General features: G+C 65.9%; 12 protein-coding genes. 5 read left to right on the plus strand and 7 right to left on the minus strand.

The window, feature by feature from the left end:
• Positions 1–58: 58 nt before the first annotated feature.
• Positions 59–946 carry an RNA polymerase sigma-70 factor gene (locus tag RT551_RS08285; RefSeq protein ID WP_313457366.1) on the plus strand — a complete coding sequence of 296 codons (888 nt, stop codon included), beginning with the start codon at positions 59–61 and terminating at the stop codon, positions 944–946.
• Here the strand turns inward: RT551_RS08285 and RT551_RS08290 are convergent.
• Together RT551_RS08290 and RT551_RS08295 are read right to left on the minus strand one after the other, a co-directional pair.
• Complete coding sequence (locus tag RT551_RS08290) at positions 932–1507, minus strand: M23 family metallopeptidase (RefSeq protein WP_313457369.1); 576 nt, start codon at positions 1505–1507, stop codon at positions 932–934. The genes RT551_RS08285 and RT551_RS08290 overlap by 15 nt on opposite strands.
• Positions 1504–3810, minus strand: coding sequence for a CocE/NonD family hydrolase (locus RT551_RS08295; RefSeq protein ID WP_313457371.1), 2307 nt, complete (start codon positions 3808–3810; stop codon positions 1504–1506). The genes RT551_RS08290 and RT551_RS08295 overlap by 4 nt, the downstream gene beginning before the upstream one ends.
• 104 nt (positions 3811–3914) lie before the next feature.
• Between RT551_RS08295 and RT551_RS08300 the strand changes: the two genes are divergently transcribed.
• Positions 3915–4178: a hypothetical protein gene (locus RT551_RS08300; RefSeq protein ID WP_313457373.1), complete on the plus strand. Its 264-nt coding sequence runs from the start codon at positions 3915–3917 to the stop codon at positions 4176–4178.
• On the opposite strand, the gene RT551_RS08305 is transcribed toward RT551_RS08300, so the two are convergent.
• Positions 4179–5081, minus strand: coding sequence for a LysR family transcriptional regulator (locus tag RT551_RS08305; protein ID WP_313457376.1), 903 nt, complete (start codon positions 5079–5081; stop codon positions 4179–4181). It abuts the gene before it with no gap.
• Positions 5082–5225: 144 nt separating this feature from the next.
• Complete coding sequence (locus RT551_RS08310; RefSeq protein ID WP_313457378.1) at positions 5226–6143, minus strand: bifunctional helix-turn-helix transcriptional regulator/GNAT family N-acetyltransferase; 918 nt, start codon at positions 6141–6143, stop codon at positions 5226–5228.
• 297 nt (positions 6144–6440) lie between these two features.
• Between RT551_RS08310 and RT551_RS08315 the strand changes: the two genes are divergently transcribed.
• The 3 genes from RT551_RS08315 to RT551_RS08325 all read left to right on the plus strand — a co-directional run bounded on the left by RT551_RS08315 (position 6441) and on the right by RT551_RS08325 (position 10838).
• The gene (locus RT551_RS08315) at positions 6441–8978 is read left to right on the plus strand and encodes a TonB-dependent receptor (RefSeq protein WP_313457380.1); all 2538 of its coding nucleotides are present in this window, start codon (positions 6441–6443) and stop codon (positions 8976–8978) included.
• Between the two features lie 67 nt (positions 8979–9045).
• A complete protein-coding gene (locus RT551_RS08320; protein WP_313457383.1) occupies positions 9046–9540 on the plus strand; it encodes a hypothetical protein in 495 nt (164 codons plus the stop codon).
• A gap of 227 nt (positions 9541–9767) precedes the next feature.
• Positions 9768–10838 carry a hypothetical protein gene (locus RT551_RS08325; RefSeq protein WP_313457384.1) on the plus strand — a complete coding sequence of 357 codons (1071 nt, stop codon included), beginning with the start codon at positions 9768–9770 and terminating at the stop codon, positions 10836–10838.
• A 22-nt stretch (positions 10839–10860) separates the two neighbouring features.
• Here RT551_RS08325 and RT551_RS08330 read toward each other — a convergent pair whose 3' ends face one another.
• From RT551_RS08330 to RT551_RS08340, 3 genes are all read right to left on the minus strand, one after another.
• Positions 10861–11541, minus strand: coding sequence for a type 1 glutamine amidotransferase domain-containing protein (locus RT551_RS08330; protein WP_313457387.1), 681 nt, complete (start codon positions 11539–11541; stop codon positions 10861–10863).
• 217 nt (positions 11542–11758) lie between these two features.
• Positions 11759–12985, minus strand: a complete 1227-nt coding sequence (locus RT551_RS08335; RefSeq protein WP_313457389.1) for a hypothetical protein — start codon at positions 12983–12985, stop codon at positions 11759–11761.
• Between the two features lie 92 nt (positions 12986–13077).
• Entirely contained in the window at positions 13078–17700 is a 4623-nt protein-coding gene (locus RT551_RS08340; RefSeq protein ID WP_313457392.1) for an ATP-dependent helicase, read from the minus strand.
• Positions 17701–17742: the final 42 nt, after the last annotated feature.

Genomic DNA, 17742 nt, shown 5'->3' on the forward strand with positions numbered 1-17742 from the left:
CTTGCGGTAATCGCGGCTGGCACTTCCCGTGCCGGCCGCTGTCGTGTTGAATGCCGCCATGGATGACGCCACCGCCCGCTTTCAGCAGCACCGCCCGCGCGTGATCGGCGTGGCATACCGCATGCTCGGTTCGCTGGCCGAAGCGGAGGATATCGCCCAGGAAACCTGGCTGCGCTGGAACGGGACCGACCGCGACGTGATCGAGAACGACGAGGCCTGGCTGGTCGCTACGTCGACCCGCCTGGCCATCGACGAGCTGCGCCTGGCGCGGCGCACACGCGAACAGTACGTCGGCATCTGGTTGCCCGAACCGGTGCTTACGGACGAGAGCGCCACCCCGGAACATCTGCATGAAACAGCCAGCGATCTTTCGGTGGCGTTCCTCGCCGTATTGGAGCGACTGGCCCCAGAAGCGCGGGCGGCGTTCCTGCTGCACGACGTGTTCGAGCGGGAATACCCGGAAATCGCGCGCATCCTGGAAAAAAGCGAAGCCAGCTGCCGGCAGATCGTGCACCGTGCGCGCCAGCGCCTGCGCGAGGAACGCCGTCTGCACGAAGTGCCGCATGAAATCCACCGACAACTGCTGCAGTCGTTCACCGCCGCACTGGACCGCGGTGACCTGAAGGCGATGATGGCGCTGATGGACCGCGATGCGCAGTTGATGGGCGACGGCGGCGGCATCGTCAGCAGTTTCCCCAAGCCCATGCTTGGCGGCGCACGCATCGCCCAGCTGCTGTTCGCGCCCACCCTGCGCCGGCGCGCCGAGCTGCGCATGGTACCGGCGGTATTCAACGGCCGCGTCGGCGTACTGCGTTATTTCGGTACGCAGCTGGAATCGGCGATGGCGTTCGACACCGACGGCGAACACATCGTGCAGATTCTGGTACAGCGCAACCCGCACAAGCTGGCGCAGATCCAGGCGCAGCAGGCGCTATCGCTGCGCTGACGGTTTCCAGGCTTTCAGCAGCGGCAGCGGGTCGTACGCCCCCTCCGCCCCGTAGATGCCCCAATGCAGATGCGGCGGCGTACCGGCGGCATTGCCGGTGGTGCCGACGTAGCCCAGCAGATCGCCCTGGGCGACGACCTCGCCCTCGCGCAGGCCTGCGCGCCAGTCATCGAGGTGCGCGTAGTAGTAGCGCTCGCGGGCCGGCCCCACCACCCAGACCTGGCGACCACCCAGGCCCGTATCGCGCACGGCGACCACCACGCCGCGCGTGACGCTGCGCACCGGCGTGCCGCGCTTGGCGAAGATGTCCACGCCGGCATGGGTGCGGTCACGTCCGCGCGGGGCACCAAAGGTGTCAGCAATGCGGCGCGCTGCCACGCCCTCCACCGGGACAGGCAGCGCGTCAGGCGGTGGCAGGCGCGACAGTTCCCACAGCGCGCGCGGTGCCTTCAGCCACTCGCTGTTCCACAGCGTCATGGCCGACACCCCCAGTACCGCCAGGATCAGCAGCCCCACAACCCAACTCCGCAGACGGCGCGCAGATGAACGACCAGCAGTCATTCCGCGACCGCCGCACGCAATGGCACACGCAGCATGCTTTCAGCGCTCCACTCAATACGTAGCGGCTCACCTGCATCGGCGACCGACTCATCGCTGACATCCTTGCCGGTGCCATGGTTGACCTGGTGTTCGGCATCCTTGAGCACATCCATCACCACCAGCAGGCGACTGCCCTCAGCGAGGCGGCGGCCGGTCATGCGCGTGCGCTGCAACGGCACGTGGGTCCACTGACCCGGGGTAAGCAGGTGGCGGGTGGTCATGTCCGCAGCATAGCTGGCCCGGCCGACGTAGTACGAGAGCTGCATCACCTTGCCGTCCTTCTGCCATTCATACAGCGTCACCGTCAGGTCGACATCGCGCTTGTTGATGCGGATCTTCAGGTCGCCGGTGAACGGGCCGACCATGTCCATGGGCTGATCAAACGGTGCACTGACAAATGTCAGTCCCCCGTTATCCGGCGGCCCGTCGCGCAGGATGGGCCAGGGGTAGTAGTTATGGCGACTGCTGTTGCGGTCAGCGAAGTCCACGGTCCGGGTCAACACGCCAGCCGGCGGCGCAGTGGTCTCCATCAACCGGTATCCCGCATCCGTACGCTCGCTGGAAAGGTGGAACGTCTTCATGCCACCACCCGCCGCGTGCAGCGACGGCGCGTGATCCCAACGGTTGGTGCCCATCAGCTGGTAGTTGACCCGGTCGGCCAGCAATGCTGGCAAGGGTGCGCCGTTCAAGACGTGGTCGAACCACTGGAACGTGATGGCATCGGTATCGAACTGGGCGACCGGGTCCACGCTGTAACCGCGCAGCTCCATCGCCTTGACGTTGGCCTGCGTGCCGAAGTGGTCGTAGGGGCCGATCAGCAACCGGTGATCGGCATCGGGCAGGTACCGGGTGTGTTCGCGGAAGTACTGCAGGGCCGAGACCTGCCCGTCATCGTAATAACCGGTGATCGACAGCACCGGAATGCGGATGCGGGCGAAGTCGTCACCATACGGGACCATCGCCTGCCAGTAGGCGTCGTAGTCGGGATGCGCCAGCCAGCGCTGCAGCCAGGGGTTGGGCGTGCCGTCGACCTGGTCGATCTGCCGGTAGGGACGACCGGAGGCGTACCAGCGCTCCGTCAGGGCGTCCCAACGCGCTCGTTGGTTGTAGGTGTCATTGTCGAGCAGACGGTTGTTGGCCACGTAGAACGGCCACGCGTAGTTGGCCGACAGGAAAACATTGTTCTCCATCGGCAGGCCCAGGCCCGGGATTGCCGCCACGTAGGGCGCAATGGCCTTCAACGCCGGCGGTGCATGCTTGGCGGCGGCCCATGCGGCAAAGCCGGAGTAGCTGCCGCCGTACATCACCACGCGCCCGTCGTTCCACGGCTGCTGGCTGATCCAGTCAACGGCGGCGGCCGCATCCACGCCCTCGGTTTCGTAGGGTGCGGCAGTGCCCGTCCCCAGCCGCTTGCCGCGCGCATCGACGACAACGCCCACATAGCCGTGCGCCGCGGCCAGCGCGGCCTGGGTGCGATTGCGGGCCGGGTCGGTGTAGATGGTGAACAGCATCGCGGCCGGAGGCGGCGATGCGGACCTGCGCGGACGTGCCACGTGCGCCGACAGCACAACGCCCTCCGCAGCCGGAATGCGGACCGCATCGTCGATCTCGAAGCGCCGATCCTCATCAGCCCGGATCAGATCGGGCGCAAGTCTGCCGGCCACGCGGAAGGTCTCAACGAAGGCGGTCTGCCGGACCACGTCCAGCGCCTGCTCGCGGGTCAGACTGGCATTGTTGGCGTGCGCGGCCAAGGTGGCATCCAGTTTCGCCTGCGCAACCGGCAGGTTGGTGGTGAACCAATAGTGCGTCTTCAGCGCGGACACATCGTCAAGTGCGGCGAACCGGGCCGAGAATGCGGCCGCATAGGCACGATCGAATCCGGGCCGGGCCGGGCAACCGGCCTGCGCCATCAGCAGGTACGGCGTCCATCGTTGTGCCTGGCTTTCGTTGCCCTGCTCGCGTAGTGACTGCATCAGGGCGGCAATGGCCGCGGACGCCTGCGCGTGTCGGCCAGCCACCAGCAGCAGGTGGCTGCGCTGCACGGGTGTGAGGGAATCAGCGTCACTACCTTCCAGCAGTTGCCGTGCCAATCCCGCGATGGCCCCATCCAGCTGTCTGGTGTCTGCACCTGCGGGCGTTGTCCAATGCAGGGATTGCTGCGCGCCCGCTGCAGGTGCAAACAACAGGAGCACGGTCAACAGGCCGGCACGGAGCGAGCGCTGCCCGCTCAGGCGTATGCGGCCGGGTAGATCGCCATGCGTCATGGGACTGCCTTGTCGTCGGTGTCTGCAGGGACACTAAGGCAGTGCTGACCGACCTGCCAGTCCCGCATGGCATACTCAGGACGTACCCGGGGAGTATCTGCACAATGGCCAAGCTCACCACCTGCAGTGGTTGCTCTACTCGCTTTGATGCGCGCAAGGCGCTGGTCTCGGCTGGTGGCCTGCGCACGACCAACGCCATGTATCAGCGCGATGTCGCATTGCAGGTGCGCTGTCCGAACTGCCGCCGCGAGTTCGCCACTACCGAAGTGTCACTGTTCGGTTTTCTGTCGCCCAATGGATACCGCTGGGTCGTGGTAGCGCTGCTGGTGGTCATCGTTGCGCTGATGTTCTGGCTGCCGCCGCGCTGATCAGCCCAGTCGCTGCTGGAACGCCCCCACCACCCATTCCACGAACACCCGCAGCCGGTGCGTCATCTGCCGCGTCTGCGGGTAAACCAGCAGCAGCGGCAGCGCAGCGGGCCGCCACTCGGGCAGCACTTCCACCAGCGCACCCGACTGCAGTGCAGGACGGGCGGTATGCAGGAACGTCTGGATCACCCCCAGCCCGGCGACAGCCGCGGCCAGATGCGCGTTGCTCTCGTTGATGCCCAGCTGGTTCTCGGCAATGATCTCCACGCGATCCTCGCCCTGTGCGAAGCGGAACGGGAACGGTCGCCCGCTCATCGGCGAGAGAAAGTTCAGCAGCCGGTGACCTTGGCGCAGCGCATCCGGATGCTCCGGGGTGCCATGCCAGCCCAGGTAAGTCGGGCTGGCGCAGGTCACCGCGCTCGCATAGCCCAGCAGATGGGTGACCATCGAGGCATCGGCCAGCGCGCCTATGCGGATGACGCAGTCCACGTGCTCGCTGATCTGACTGAGTGGCCGGTCGGAAACGCCCAGCTCAAGCCGGATGTCGGGAAATCGGTCGAGGAAGTCAGGCAATGCCGGCACCAGAACGTCGCGGGCCGTCGCCCCTCCGACATCGACGCGAAGTACCCCACGCGGGGCATCACTCACCGCGCCGAATGAGGCGTCAATGTCCTCCAGGTCATGCAGGATGCGCCCGGCCTTCTCGTAATACAGGACGCCTTCGGCGGTCACTGAAACGCGGCGCGTGGTTCGCTCCAGCAGCCGCACGCCCAGATGCGCCTCCAGTTCGCGCACCGTCTTGCTCAGCGTCGCTGCAGGCATCTCCAGCGCTTCGGCGGCCCGCGTGAAGCTGCCCGTCTCCACGACGCGGGCGAACGCCCGGATGGCGATCAACTGGTTCACGTGTTGTCTTCCTTACTGACGAGTCCGCCAGACGGTCGGGGAAGTGGACCTGGGTCCACAGCGTCCTGCGCGATGCCGACGTGCAGGAGCGTAACAAGCTGACTTGTTCAGCAATACCGTATTTCTACTGCAGAATGCCCCTGGTTACAGTGCGCGCGCCCACAGTTGCGACACCTGGGGCATGCCGAACAGCTGTTCGTGCTGCTCGGTCAGCAATTCGAACCCGGCGCGCTCGTACAGACGTCGCGCGTCAGTGAGCGCCGCGTTGGTCCACAGCACCATGCGCTTGTAGCCCACCGCGCGCGCAAAGGTCATGGCTTCTTCGACCAGCCGCTGGCCGATGCCGAGGCCACGGGCGCTGGCATCCACGTGCAGCAGGCGCAGCTTGGCGTTCTGCGCGTCATGCCGGACCACGAACACCGAGCCCACCGGGGTGCCGTCCAGCTCGGCAATCCAGCAGCGCTCGGTCTGCGGGTCGTGCTCGCGCAGATAACGCGTGACAATGTCGGCCACCAGCGCCTCGAATTCCGCGTTCCAGCCGAACTCACGCGCATACAGGGTGCCGTGTTTGTGGATCACCCAGCCCATGTCGCCGGGGCGGGGATCACGCAGCACGTACTGGCTCGCAGCGCCGCCGAGCAGGGTCTGGATCTGCGTCATGGCCTCCACCAGCCGCTGCTGGCCCGGCTCACTCAGGGTCTGCACCATGCCCCCGATGCTGTCGTTGGACGCGGCGTCGAGTTGCGCGAAGACCTCCCTGCCCGCGTCGGTCAGCACCAACCGGTTCGCACGCCCGTCCATGGCAGAGGGCTCGCGGCGTAGCAGACCGCGCGTCTGCAGCCCGCTCAGCAACCGGCTGAGATACCCCGCATTGAGGCCAAGGCGCTGGCCCAGCTGGGCGGCGCTGATGCCCTGCCCCTCGGCAAGCTCGAACAGCACGCGCACTTCCGTCAGGGTGAAGTCGCTACGCAGCAGGTGCTCTTCGAGCACGCCGATCTGCCGGGTGTAGAACCGATTGAAGGCACGCACCTGTGCCACTGCTGCGATGTGCTGATCAGACATGACGTCATCCAGAGCTTGCCTTGAGCAAGTATTGCATGCTTTTAGCACGTATATCGCGCGGTTATGTGATCTATTTCGCGGGTTATATGGCCAAAACGAAAGATTCGTTGCAGTACGGTTTACGTTCTGTTAATTCTGCGTGTAGCGACCAGGGCCCTGGCCGCAAGGAGAACCAACTGGATGACGCACTGACAGAACGACCACCCAAAAAACTGACTGCAAGGTGCATGCATGAACTACCGTATTGGCAGTAGTGTTCAGGCTCCAAAAGCGATAAAGCCATTGGCATCTGCAGTGATGGTGGCCCTTGCCACCGCGCTGCTGGCCGCCAGCCCCCGCGCGGCGGCACAGGACAGCAGCACACAGGGAAGCTCGGCCACCACGCTGGACACCGTTTCAGTGCTGGGCAGCCGTACCAAACCCCGTACCGTCTCATCGTCGGCCGTGCCGATCGACATCATCAGCGGAGAGGAATTCCGCAACCAGGGTGCCACCGATGCACTCGACCAGCTGAAAGTGCTGGTGCCCTCGTTCAACGTCAGCACCATTCCCATCGATGACGCCGCCAGCCTGGTGCGCCCGGCCAATCTGCGTGGCCTGCCGCCAGACAACACCCTGCTGCTGGTCAACGGCAAGCGCTTTCATCGGTCCGCGGTGATCACCTTCCTCGGTCATGGCCTGTCCGACGGTGCGCAGGGGCCGGACCTGTCAGTGTTCCCGTCACTGGCATTGGAGCAGGTGGATGTGCTGCGAGACGGCGCGGCGGCGCAGTACGGTTCCGATGCCATCGCCGGCGTGCTCAATTTCGGCCTCAAGAAGCTGCGCGAAGGTGGCACTGCCGAAGTTTTCACCGGCAAGTATTACGAAGGCGACGGCCTCACCACCCAGTACTCGGCACAGATCGGTCTACCGCTGACCGAACACGGCTTTGCCACCTTCACCGCCGAATGGCGCAAGGCCGACGACACCTCGCGCAGCGTGCAGCGCGACGATGCCGCCGCCGCGGCCGCCGCAGGCTACCCCGACGTGAAGGACCCGGCGCAGATCTGGGGCTCGCCCAAGGTCGACGATGACCTCAAGTTCGTGGCCAACCTGGGCCTGACCACCGAGAACGTGGACTTCTACCTGTTCGGCAATTACGCCAAACGCAAAGTCGATGGCGGCTTCTACTACCGCGACCCGACCGCGCGCTCTGGCGTGTACTCCAACGACGGCGGCGAGACCCTGCTGGTCGGCAATCTGACCGGCGTCGGCACCTGCCCCAGCATCGCCCTGCGCGATCCGTCCGGCAACCTGCTGCCTTATGCGGGCGTGGCGGCCGCCGTGGGTGCCCTGCCGGCCAACTGCTTCACGTTCCTTTCGAGCTTGCCGGGTGGCTTTACCCCGCGCTTCGGTGGCGAGCTGGAGGATTCCTCGGTGTTCGCCGGAGCGAAGGGCACGCTGGGTGAGTGGTACTGGGATGTCAGCGGTTCGTATGGCCGCAACGACATCGAGTTCACCATCTACAACACGGTCAACGCCTCACTGGGTCCTGACCAGCCGGCCAACCTGTACTTCAAGCCGGGCGGCAACACCCAGACCGAGAAGAACTTCAACGTCGATGTCAGCCGCGACATCCCGGTGACCTTCAGCAGCCAGCCGCTGCGCCTGGCCCTGGGTGCCGAATGGCGCGAAGAGAGCTTCAAGATCAGCCAAGGTGATGGCCCGTCCACCGCAATCGGCCCGCTGACCGAGCAGGGCTTCGCGCTGGGTTCGAACGGCTTCAACGGTTTCAGCCCCCGTACCGCCGGCACATTCGACCGTCGTAACTGGGCCGCGTATGCCGACCTGGAAGCCCAGCTAACCGAGAAGTTCCTGCTGGCCGGTGCGCTACGCTTCGAGGATTACGATTCGTTCGGCAGCACCACCACCGGCAAGCTGACCGGACGTTTCGACTTCACCCCGACCTTCGCCATCCGCGGTGCCTACAACACCGGCTTCCGCGCGCCCACGCCGGGCCAGGCCAACATCAGCCAGATCAGCACCGTGTTCGGTGGTACCGCACTGGAGGATATCGCCACCCTGCCGCCCACCAACCCGATCGCGCAGATCAAGGGCGCGCGTCCGCTGACCCCGGAAGAGTCGAAGAACTTCTCGCTCGGCGCGGTATGGACCGAGGGCGACTGGCTGGTCACCCTGGATGGCTATCGCATTGAGGTGGAAGACCGCATTGCGCTCAGTACCAGCTTCACCATTACCGACGAGGAACGCGCCGCACTGGTGGCCGGTGGCAATGCCGAAGCCGCCTCGATTTCGCAGGTGACGTATTTCGGCAACGCGTTCGACACCACCACCACCGGTGTGGACCTGGTCACCAGCTACAAAAGTGACCACTTTGGCGGCGACACCACCTATTCGCTGGCGGCGAACTGGAACAAGACCAAGGTGGACCGCTTCGACACCGACTTCATCGACGAAGCGCGTGTGTACAAGCTGGAGAAGTCGCTGCCCAAGACCAAGGGCTATTTCAGCATCCACCATCAGCGCCAGATCTTCCACGCCAACCTGCGCTTCAATTACTACAGCTCCTGGTATGAAGATCACCTGGACAGCGGCGTGATCTCGGCCGCAGACGGCGGCCTGCCGATCTACGGCGGCAGCGCGGTGATCGTGGACACCGAGGTGGGCTGGAAGTTCGACTCCGGCCTGTACTTCAGCCTGGGCGCACAGAACCTGTTCGACCGCACCCCGGCCAAGAACCCGTGGAGTGGCGTGGCGGGTGCGGAGTATCCGGTGCACTCGCCTTATGGCTTCAACGGTGGGTTCTACTACGCGCGGGTGGGCTGGAAGTTCTAGGTCCAGACGCGCAGGATGATGGGGCCAGGGACGGCCCGCCTTCTCCGTCCAGCATTTCAAGGATGTCATGCAGATGCCTACCGTTACGCACCTCCGCTCCAGCGGTATCGCTATCTGCGTGCTGCTGCTGTTTGCGCACCCTGCATGCGCTGACGAACCCCCGGCCCGCAGCGCCGCCTATGCATGTGGAGACGATTCAAGCCTGATCATCATTGCGGCTGACGCTGGCGCAATCCCGCCTGCAGGTTATCGAGCGGCCCAGACAGGCCCACAGGCACTGCGCTGCGGCAAGCAAGTGAGCGCCACACTCAATGTAGTCCCGCCCCAGGAAAAAGGGATGTGCGCTGGCACGGGACGCGTAGTCATTACCGATATCTCTGTTGCCGACTGGCCGCCTTATGGTCGTCTCATCGAATTCAACAAGGAGTGCTTCTTCAGTGACTTCATCACGCGAGTGACGATACGTCCTGCGAAGGCGTCCTATTCTGTTGAGAGCTGCTCGGTTGCCAGCCGGACAAACAAAAAGGCGCGCATTGGGTGCACCACTGATACCACAAGATAGGACTCAAACGCAGGCCAGTCGACGGTCCCGGATTCACGATGGAGCCGACATGAACACCCTATTCAGGTAAATGAGCCGATTAGGGACTCTATTCGGCTCATTTGGCGAGCCGATTAGGCCTGCTGATCGGTTCATCTGCCACTCCTCTGCTCAAGAATCCGCCAACGCGGCCGCTACTCCCTGCCTGATGGTGCATGAGGCACCTGTACCGACACGGAGATCTGCCGATGAAACGCCCCCTTTCCCTGCTGGGCCTTGCCCTGGTCCTGGCACTTCCGGCCCATGCCGATGATGCCGCCAGCGACCCGTCGCCGGACAAGCCCGCCCGCATCCGCCTGTTCGGCAGCAACCAGCACAACCTGTCGCTGTATGCCCGCGCCGCAGACGGCGAGACCGCCACCCGTGTGGCCGTGGAAGGGGCCGGAGCCGGCAGTGTCACCCCGATCGGCGCATTGTTCTCGATGGCACGCAAGAATGAGAACGTGTCCATCGGCATGCCAGCGTCGTTCGCCACCCGCACCTTGAACGAGAACACCCGCTTTGGTGCCAAGCCGTTCTTCCACGAGGTGGAGCTGGTGCCCGGCCGGCGCATCACCGTGTTCGCCAACTTCGAGGGCTACAACCGACGCTGCGTGCCGCGCGAAGAGATCGGCAAGTCACGCGACTCGGTGCGCTTCGTGCTGGGCCCGTCGCTGTCGATCACACCCGAGCCTGGGGTGGACTACGAAATGTCGTTCGGCACCGACGGGCAGAGCTGCGGCATCACCGCGCGCCAGCTGCTGCCGAACGGCAGTTCGGTGCCGCTGCGAACCGAGCGGCAACGTCAGCGTTCACTGCAGACCCACAAGGTGGAAGGTACTCACCTTTACACCTTCCTGTTCCGCCCTGGCAGCGTCTACTACCGCGTGGTGGGCGAGGACGACAATCTGACCCTGCTGTCGGACGCCCCGGAGCAGGCCGATGCGTTTGAAGCTGCTGTTCGCGAGATCGCGGCCAAGCCCGGCACGCAGATGTGCATCGCACTGCCGGATTACAGCTACGAAAGCCCGCTGACGGAACGCCTCAACCGCGTTCTGAAAGCGCAGGATGACGCGTTCCCGGCCATTTACGAACGCATCGACGGCCTGCGTGACGTGCTGCAGCTGGACGATCATGTGCCCACCACCTTCCTCGCCGCTGTCGAGTACTGTCAGCTGGCCGGCATGGTGGCGTTCGCTCGGCAGCCGTCTGCGGAAGAAGCAGAGGCCGCTGGTGCTGCCGCTGCGGCCGCAGCAGCGGCTGCGGCTGCGGCCGAGTGAGATCGAGAGCTGCCGGACTGAGTCAGCGCGCCGCCACTCTCAGCAGTTCCCGTGCCGCCTCCTCGGAGCTGGCCGGGTTCTGCCCGGTGACCAGCTTGCCGTCGGTGACCACGTACTGGGCCCAGTCCGCGCCCTTCTCGTAACGGCCGCCCAGCGCGGCCAGTTCGTCCTCCAGCAGGAACGGCACGATGTCGGTCAGGCCCACGGCGTCCTCCTCGCTGTTGCTGAAGCCGGTAACGTGAAGATCCTTCACCAAGGGTGCGCCATGTGAACCCTTCACGTGGCGCAGCACGCCCGGGGCATGGCAGACGAAACCCATGGGCTTGTGGGCCCGTGCGAACGCCTGGATCAGTTCAATCGAGTCCTTCGACTCGGCCAGGTCCCAGAGCGGACCATGGCCGCCGGGGTAGAACACCGCGTCGAAGTCAGCCGGGTCGATATGCGAGAGCTGCACCGTGGTCGCCAGCGCCTTCTGCGCGGCGGGGTCCTGCTTGAACCGCCCCGTCAATGCCGTCTGCGAATCGGGCTCGTCGCTCTTCGGGTCCAGCGGCGGCTGTCCACCGGCCGGCGACGCCAGCGTGACCTGCACGCCGGCGTCGGTGAATACGTAGTAGGGGGCGGCAAACTCTTCCAGCCAGAAGCCGGTCTTCTTTCCGGTGTTGCCGAGCTGGTCGTGCGAGGTGAGCACCATCAGGACTTTCATGGCGGGCTCCGTCTGTAGGGGAGCCCAGCATGACCGGTCGTGGGTAAAGGTAGTGTCCAGTCCTGCTGACTTCAGACTCAGATGATCAGCCGGGCCAGAATCGGCGAGACGATTCCATTGGTGGTCCACTTCCTGATCTGGAACATCCTGTGCACCCTGCCCCTGTGTAAACAACACGTCGAGCGCTGAGCCATCCTCACCACACACTCGCAACGGTTCAGATGAGGATGCGTGCAATGAGCGGTCCGATGCGGGCATCTATCGGGGGCGCGCTGTAGCTGATGACCAGCGCCTTGCCGGGCGATTGAATCAGCAGGTCCTGCATCAACACGGTGGCTGGCGGCTCGATCGCCGGGGGAATATGAAAGATGAAAACACCCGCGTCGCCGAAGCTGGCGTCAAGTGATCCATCGGCGAGCAGCCGGCAGACCGCAACCGCCTTGCTGTCCGATTTGACCCGCCCCAGGATAGTGAGGCGACCCTCCCCATCGATGGCAATATCCATGCATTGATCCAACCGTCCGGGCAGATGAAGTGGCTCGCCGTTATTGAAGTCCTGATCCAGCTCGCCGGCTTGCGTTGCCCGCACGACAAGACCGTCATTGGCCATCGCTTCAACAGCGATAAGACCCGCGGCTACCACCTGAGCATCGGACTGAATCACGATGCCGTTGAAGTGCATGGTGGGCGGCCCATTGTCCGGCAACCGGAGCATGCCGTCCTCGGCAAAGCCGGAATCCGGCGACCCGTCAGGTCGGTAGCAGAAGATCGCCGCTACTCCGACGTTGTAGCCGCCCACCAGAATGTGCCCGTCCTGCCGTATGCCGACGTCATTGAAGTTGGTGTAGCCCCTTGCTTCCCGTACAACGCCCCCCTCCCCAAACCCGGTGTCAGAACCACCAGAAGGCAGGAAACGGAGGACGATGTTGCCATCATCTGCTCCCCATCCGGCCGCCACGATCTTGCCGTCAGGCTGAACAGCCACGCCGGCGTTCTTGATGGCGCGCCTCCATTCACCCTCCCACAGCGTGAACCCGCCAACACCAAAACTGACGTCCAGCCTGCCATCCGCCATACAGCGGACGACCAACAGGCCATCTGTCGTAGCGTGTCCAGACTCCCGAGTACACAGGCACGTCGCCAGGATTCGGCCATCGGGCTGGATGGTTCCGCGTACATCGGACACCGTGTAGCCCTCAACCACGCGGTGCATCACCATGCCGCCGGTTCCAAACGATGTATCCAGCCGTCCCTCGGCATCCAGTTTCAGCATCGTCAGCGCGGAGGGTTCGGAACTGACGACGCCCAGCAGGTGGATGGCCTGCGCGGCATCCAGCACGCCTCGCGCGCGGAAGTCACCGGACGGAATCTCAACCTTCAACAGGCCGCCATGGCCGAACTGCGGATCCAGTTGACCCGCCTGGGACGATGCAGGGGTCTTCATCGGTGTACTCCTGTCGTTGGGCGCAGCAGCGCCTCAACCCCCGCACCGGATAGACGCGGCCAGCCGGGAAAACCGGCCACTCCATGAAGGACTCACCCCTCCCAGTTCAGCCCACGCGGCGCATTGCGGAACCCCGCCTTGCGCAGCGCCTCTGTGACATGACCTTTCCCCGGCGGTGCATCGTCAATCAACGCGAGGGTGAAGCGCAGGCGGGGCGTGCGGCGCAGCGCGATCACCAATGCGGTAACCGCCGACCCCAGAACTTCAGCCGCATCCGGAACATCGGCCGGCACGTAGTTGAGCAGCGAGCGCCCGCCCTGGGTCAGATAGAACAGCAGCCTTCCGCCTCCGATCACCACAATGCCGCCGGGGCGACGCAGCGGGCGCACACCGGACGCATGTGCAGGCCAAGGCAGCGTGGTCCCGAACGGGTTGGCTGGATCGACCGCAGACAGCGCCACCGCGGCCACGCGCCCGTTGTCTGCCGCCTCGGCCAGCTCACGCAGTCGATCCACATCGGCCCGGTCCGCGAACTGCGCGCCGCCCAGGCCTTCCACGAATCGTCCGCGCAGCACCCGCCCGGCATCCTCCATGCGGCGGTACACCTGCTGGATTGCCGCGAAGCCGCCGGCTACACCTTCGGCCATCGCCGCACCACGGGTGACAACGCCTTGCCGATCCAGCAGACCTTCGGCCAACGCCAGCGCGCGCACGGTGTCGGGCGTGGCCTCACGCTGCAGCAGCGACCAGCGGCCGGCAAGGCTGGGCGCGTCCAGATGCGCAACGCCCAACGCGGGCCGGGTGGCAGCGCTGCTCGCGTCCGGCATAGGCGCGCCAACAAGGCCACGGCGGCGACGCGCGGCGGCCACCACACGCGCACGCGGAACGCGTACGCCGGTCAGCGCCCGCAGCGGTGACCACAGGTCGCAGGTCACCCTGCCGTTCCAGACGAGCGCCCAAAGGGCCGCGTGCAGATCTTCCACTGGCGGCATCGGTCCGTCGGTCCAGCGCGCCTGTACCTGCTGCGCGAGCTGTCGCACGAACCACGCGCCGCCCTCCGCGAGTATCTCCAGCAGTACCGACTGCAGTGGTGACAACGGTTCGGCTGAAAGCGGCGGCAACGTTTCGGCCGCGATCTCCTGCAGATGCAGCGACACCAGGCCGTCATCCTCACCCAGCCGACCGTGGCCCGCCCACACCACCGTACCGGTGGCCAGCAGTTCGTCCAGCAGCGCCGGCACGTAGTCGCGCACGCGCACCGGCAACACCTGCTGCTCCCACGCCGACACCGGCAGCGGCACGCCCGCCAGCTGCTCGATGACCCGTGCCACGCCCTCAAGACCCTCCAGCCCACCCGCAGCCGTGCCTGTCACGCCGTGACGCTCAAGCAACAGCCGCACGTAGGCATCGGCGGGCACAGGGCGGGTTGCATCCCGCGCCGCCTGCAGCGAGCGCAGGCGCAAGCGCTTGAATACGTCGTCGGCCACCCAGGTATGTTCGGCCACCTTGAGCACCCTGCCCTGCGCGGCCATCTGCTCCAGCGCCGCCTCGACCACGGCTACACCCAGGCCGAACGGTGCAGCTGCCTCCAGTGTGGTGAACGGGGGATGGGTACGGGCGAAGCGCATCAACAGTTCCCCCAGCGGATCCGCCGTTCGCCTCAGAAACGCAGCCGGAATCCGCGCGGGCAGCGGCACACACAGCGCGTCGCGCAGCCGCGCCGCGTCTTCGATCGCCGCCCACTGCATGTGGCCGGCCAGCGACACGCGGATCACGCGCTGCTGGCGCTTGAGTTCGGTCAGCGCCGCGGCCGCATCGCCCTCGCTCAGGCGCGCCGTCACCGCTTCCAGGGTCATCGGGCCGAGCTCGCGCAGAAGGTCGGCTACGCCTTCCACCTCGTTTGCCTTGCGTGCGGGAGCGAGCCGCTGCAGGGACGCGCCCACCTCGGCCACCACCTGCGGGTCAAGCAGTTCGCCCAGTGCCACCTCACCCAACAGATCGCCCAGCAGGCCGCTGTCGAGCGACAGGATGGAGGCACGGCGCTCGGCCTGCGGTACGTCGCTGGCGTACAGGAACTCGGCCACGTAGCCGAACAGCAGGTCGGCCGCGAAGGGCGACGGCACCTCGGTCTGCACGTCCACCAGCTGCACCGCGCCACTGCCGATGCGCTGCATCAGCTGGTCGAGGGCATCGAGGTCGTACACGTCCTGCAGGCATTCGCGGGCCGCCTCGACCACGATCGGAAAGTCGGGATGCTGCTGCGCCACGGCCAGCAGCTGGCCGGCACGCAATCGCTGCTGCCACAGGGGTGAGCGCTTGCCCGGCTGACGGCGCGGCAGCAGCAGCGCGCGCGAAGCGCATTCGCGGAAACGCGCAGCGAACAGCGCCGAACTGTCCACGGCCTGGATCACCGCCCGGCGCAGGCGCTCCGGCTCGAACACGAACAGCTCCGCACCGGGCACGCGGCCGGTGGTGTCGGGAATGCGCGCGACGATGCCGTCATCGCTGGAGACGACATTCGGGTCCACCTGCCATTGTGCACGCAGGCGCTCAGCAAGGGCCAGCGCCCAGGGATCGTGCACCCGGCGGCCGAAGGGCGAATGCAGCATCAGCCGCCAGTCGCCGTTCTCATCGCGACAGCGCTCGACCACCAGTTGCCGGTCAGTGGGCAGGACGCCGGTAGCGGCGTGCTGTTCCTTCACGAGCGCCAGCAGATTGGCGATGGCGTTGTCTTCCAGACCGCAGTGCCGCAGTCGCTCGCGCAGTGCTGCCGGCAGCGCATCCACGCTCGCGGTGTCGGCTGCGCCATCCAACGCACCGAGCAGCTCTCCCAGTGCCTCTCCCAGCTCTGCCGGTCGCCCCACGCCCTCGCCGCGCCAGAACGGCAGGCGCGCCGAACGCCCCGGTGCGGGACTGACGATGACCTGGTCGTGGGTGATCTGATCAATGCGCCACGAGGTCGCGCCCAGCGTGATCACGTCGTTGACCCGCGATTCGTGGACCATCTCCTCGTCCAGCTCGCCGACCCGTCGTGACCCTGCACGCTCCATGCCCTCGGGCAGCAACACGCTGTACAGGCCCCGATCCGGAATCGTGCCGCCGCTCGTCAATGCCAACTGTCGGGCACCCGGCCGGGCGCTCAGAAGGCCAGTCTCGCGGTTCCAGACCAGGCGCGGGCGGAAGCTGGCGAAGTCATCCGAGGAGTAGCGTCCGGCCAGCATGTCCAGGGTCGAATCAAAGGCGCTGCGTGGCAGCGTGCGATACGGGGCCGCACGACGCACCCGCGCATACCAGTCATCCACGTGCAGCGGCTCCATCGCCACTGCGGCAACGGTCTGCTGCGCCAACACGTCCAGCGGGTTGAGCGGTGGCTCCAGCGCCTCGATACGCCCCGCCAGCATGCTGTCCACCACCACGGCGGCATCGACCAGATCACGGCGCGTACGCGGATACACCCGTCCGCTCGACAGCCCGCCCACCTGATGCCCGGCGCGACCCACGCGCTGCAGCGCGCTGGCCACCGACAGCGGAGCCGCCACCTGGATCACCAGGTCGACCTCGCCCATGTCGATGCCCAGCTCCAGGCTGGAGGTGGCCACCACGCAACGCAGCGCACCGTCCTTCAGCGCCTGCTCGATCTGCGCCCGCTGCTCCTTCGACACCGAGCCATGATGCGACCGCGCGATCAGCTCACCCGCGTTCTCAACCCGCCCGGAGGTACTACCCGTAAACGAACCCAGCGCTTCCGGACGTAGAGCCGGGCCTTGCCCGGCTCCGAGCCCCCCAACCCGCTCCGCATACAACGCATTCAAGCGCGCGGTAAGCCGTTCCGCCACCCCGCGCGAGTTCGCAAACACAATCGTCGAACGCCGCTGCAGCACTTCATCCAGAATGCTGGCCTCCACATGCGGCCAGATCGACCCGGCACGCGCGCCGCCGGCGTCGCCCGCGTGCGTGGGAATGTCGGCCATATCCTCCACCGGCACCACGATCTTGACGTCCAGATGACGCGGGGACGGCGGATTGACCACGGTCACCGGACGATCGCCGCCCAGGAACCCAGCTACAACCTCTTCCGGCCGCACCGTGGCCGATAGCCCGATGCGCTGCGCCGGGCGCTCCAGCAGCGCATCCAACCGCTCCAGGCTGAGCGCCAGATGCGTACCGCGCTTGGTCCCCGCCACCGCGTGGATCTCGTCGATGATGATCGTATCCACCCCGCGCAGCGTCTCGCGCGCGTTGGAAGTGAGCATCAGGAACAGCGACTCCGGCGTGGTGATCAGGATGTCCGGTGGCTTTCGCACCAGCCGGGCGCGTTCGGCCGGGGTGGTGTCGCCACTGCGGATGGCGACGCGGATGTCCACGGCGGAATCGCCGCGCTTCTGGCGTTCGGCATGCACGCCCTGCAGCGGGCGCTGCAGGTTGCGCTGCACGTCTGCGGCCAACGCCTTGATCGGCGAGATGTAGAGCACCCGTGTGGCGGCCCTGTTGTCCCTCTCGGCAACTCGCGGCTCCCGTCGTGCTGCGTCCTTTTCCGCGAACAGGCGGTCAATGGCGTGCAGAAAGGCTGCCAGCGTCTTGCCGGATCCCGTCGGCGCGATCACCAGCGTGTGCTGCCGTTGTCCGATGGCCGCCCATGCCGCCTCCTGCACCGGGGTGGCCGACGGGAACGTGGCATGGAACCAGGCAAGGATGGCGGGACTGAACGTTGACATGCATTCGACTGTAGCAGGCCGCTGGTGAGGCATGATGGAAGG

Source organism: Stenotrophomonas sp., from assembly GCF_032103445.1.
Taxonomy (GTDB): domain Bacteria; phylum Pseudomonadota; class Gammaproteobacteria; order Xanthomonadales; family Xanthomonadaceae; genus Stenotrophomonas.

Excerpts from the sequence above, each read along its gene's own strand:
- RT551_RS08310 (WP_313457378.1), bottom strand. The coding sequence starts at position 6,143 with ATGTCTGATCAGCACATCGCAGCAGTGGCACAGGTGCGTGCCTTCAAT.
- RT551_RS08315 (WP_313457380.1), top strand. The coding sequence starts at position 6,441 with ATGGTGGCCCTTGCCACCGCGCTGCTGGCCGCCAGCCCCCGCGCGGCG.
- RT551_RS08330 (WP_313457387.1), bottom strand. The coding sequence starts at position 11,541 with ATGAAAGTCCTGATGGTGCTCACCTCGCACGACCAGCTCGGCAACACC.
- RT551_RS08340 (WP_313457392.1), bottom strand. The coding sequence starts at position 17,700 with ATGTCAACGTTCAGTCCCGCCATCCTTGCCTGGTTCCATGCCACGTTC.
- RT551_RS08285 (WP_313457366.1), top strand. The coding sequence starts at position 59 with ATGGATGACGCCACCGCCCGCTTTCAGCAGCACCGCCCGCGCGTGATC.
- RT551_RS08335 (WP_313457389.1), bottom strand. The coding sequence starts at position 12,985 with ATGAAGACCCCTGCATCGTCCCAGGCGGGTCAACTGGATCCGCAGTTC.
- RT551_RS08295 (WP_313457371.1), bottom strand. The coding sequence starts at position 3,810 with ATGACGCATGGCGATCTACCCGGCCGCATACGCCTGAGCGGGCAGCGC.
- RT551_RS08290 (WP_313457369.1), bottom strand. The coding sequence starts at position 1,507 with ATGACTGCTGGTCGTTCATCTGCGCGCCGTCTGCGGAGTTGGGTTGTG.
- RT551_RS08300 (WP_313457373.1), top strand. The coding sequence starts at position 3,915 with ATGGCCAAGCTCACCACCTGCAGTGGTTGCTCTACTCGCTTTGATGCG.
- RT551_RS08320 (WP_313457383.1), top strand. The coding sequence starts at position 9,046 with ATGCAGATGCCTACCGTTACGCACCTCCGCTCCAGCGGTATCGCTATC.
- RT551_RS08325 (WP_313457384.1), top strand. The coding sequence starts at position 9,768 with ATGAAACGCCCCCTTTCCCTGCTGGGCCTTGCCCTGGTCCTGGCACTT.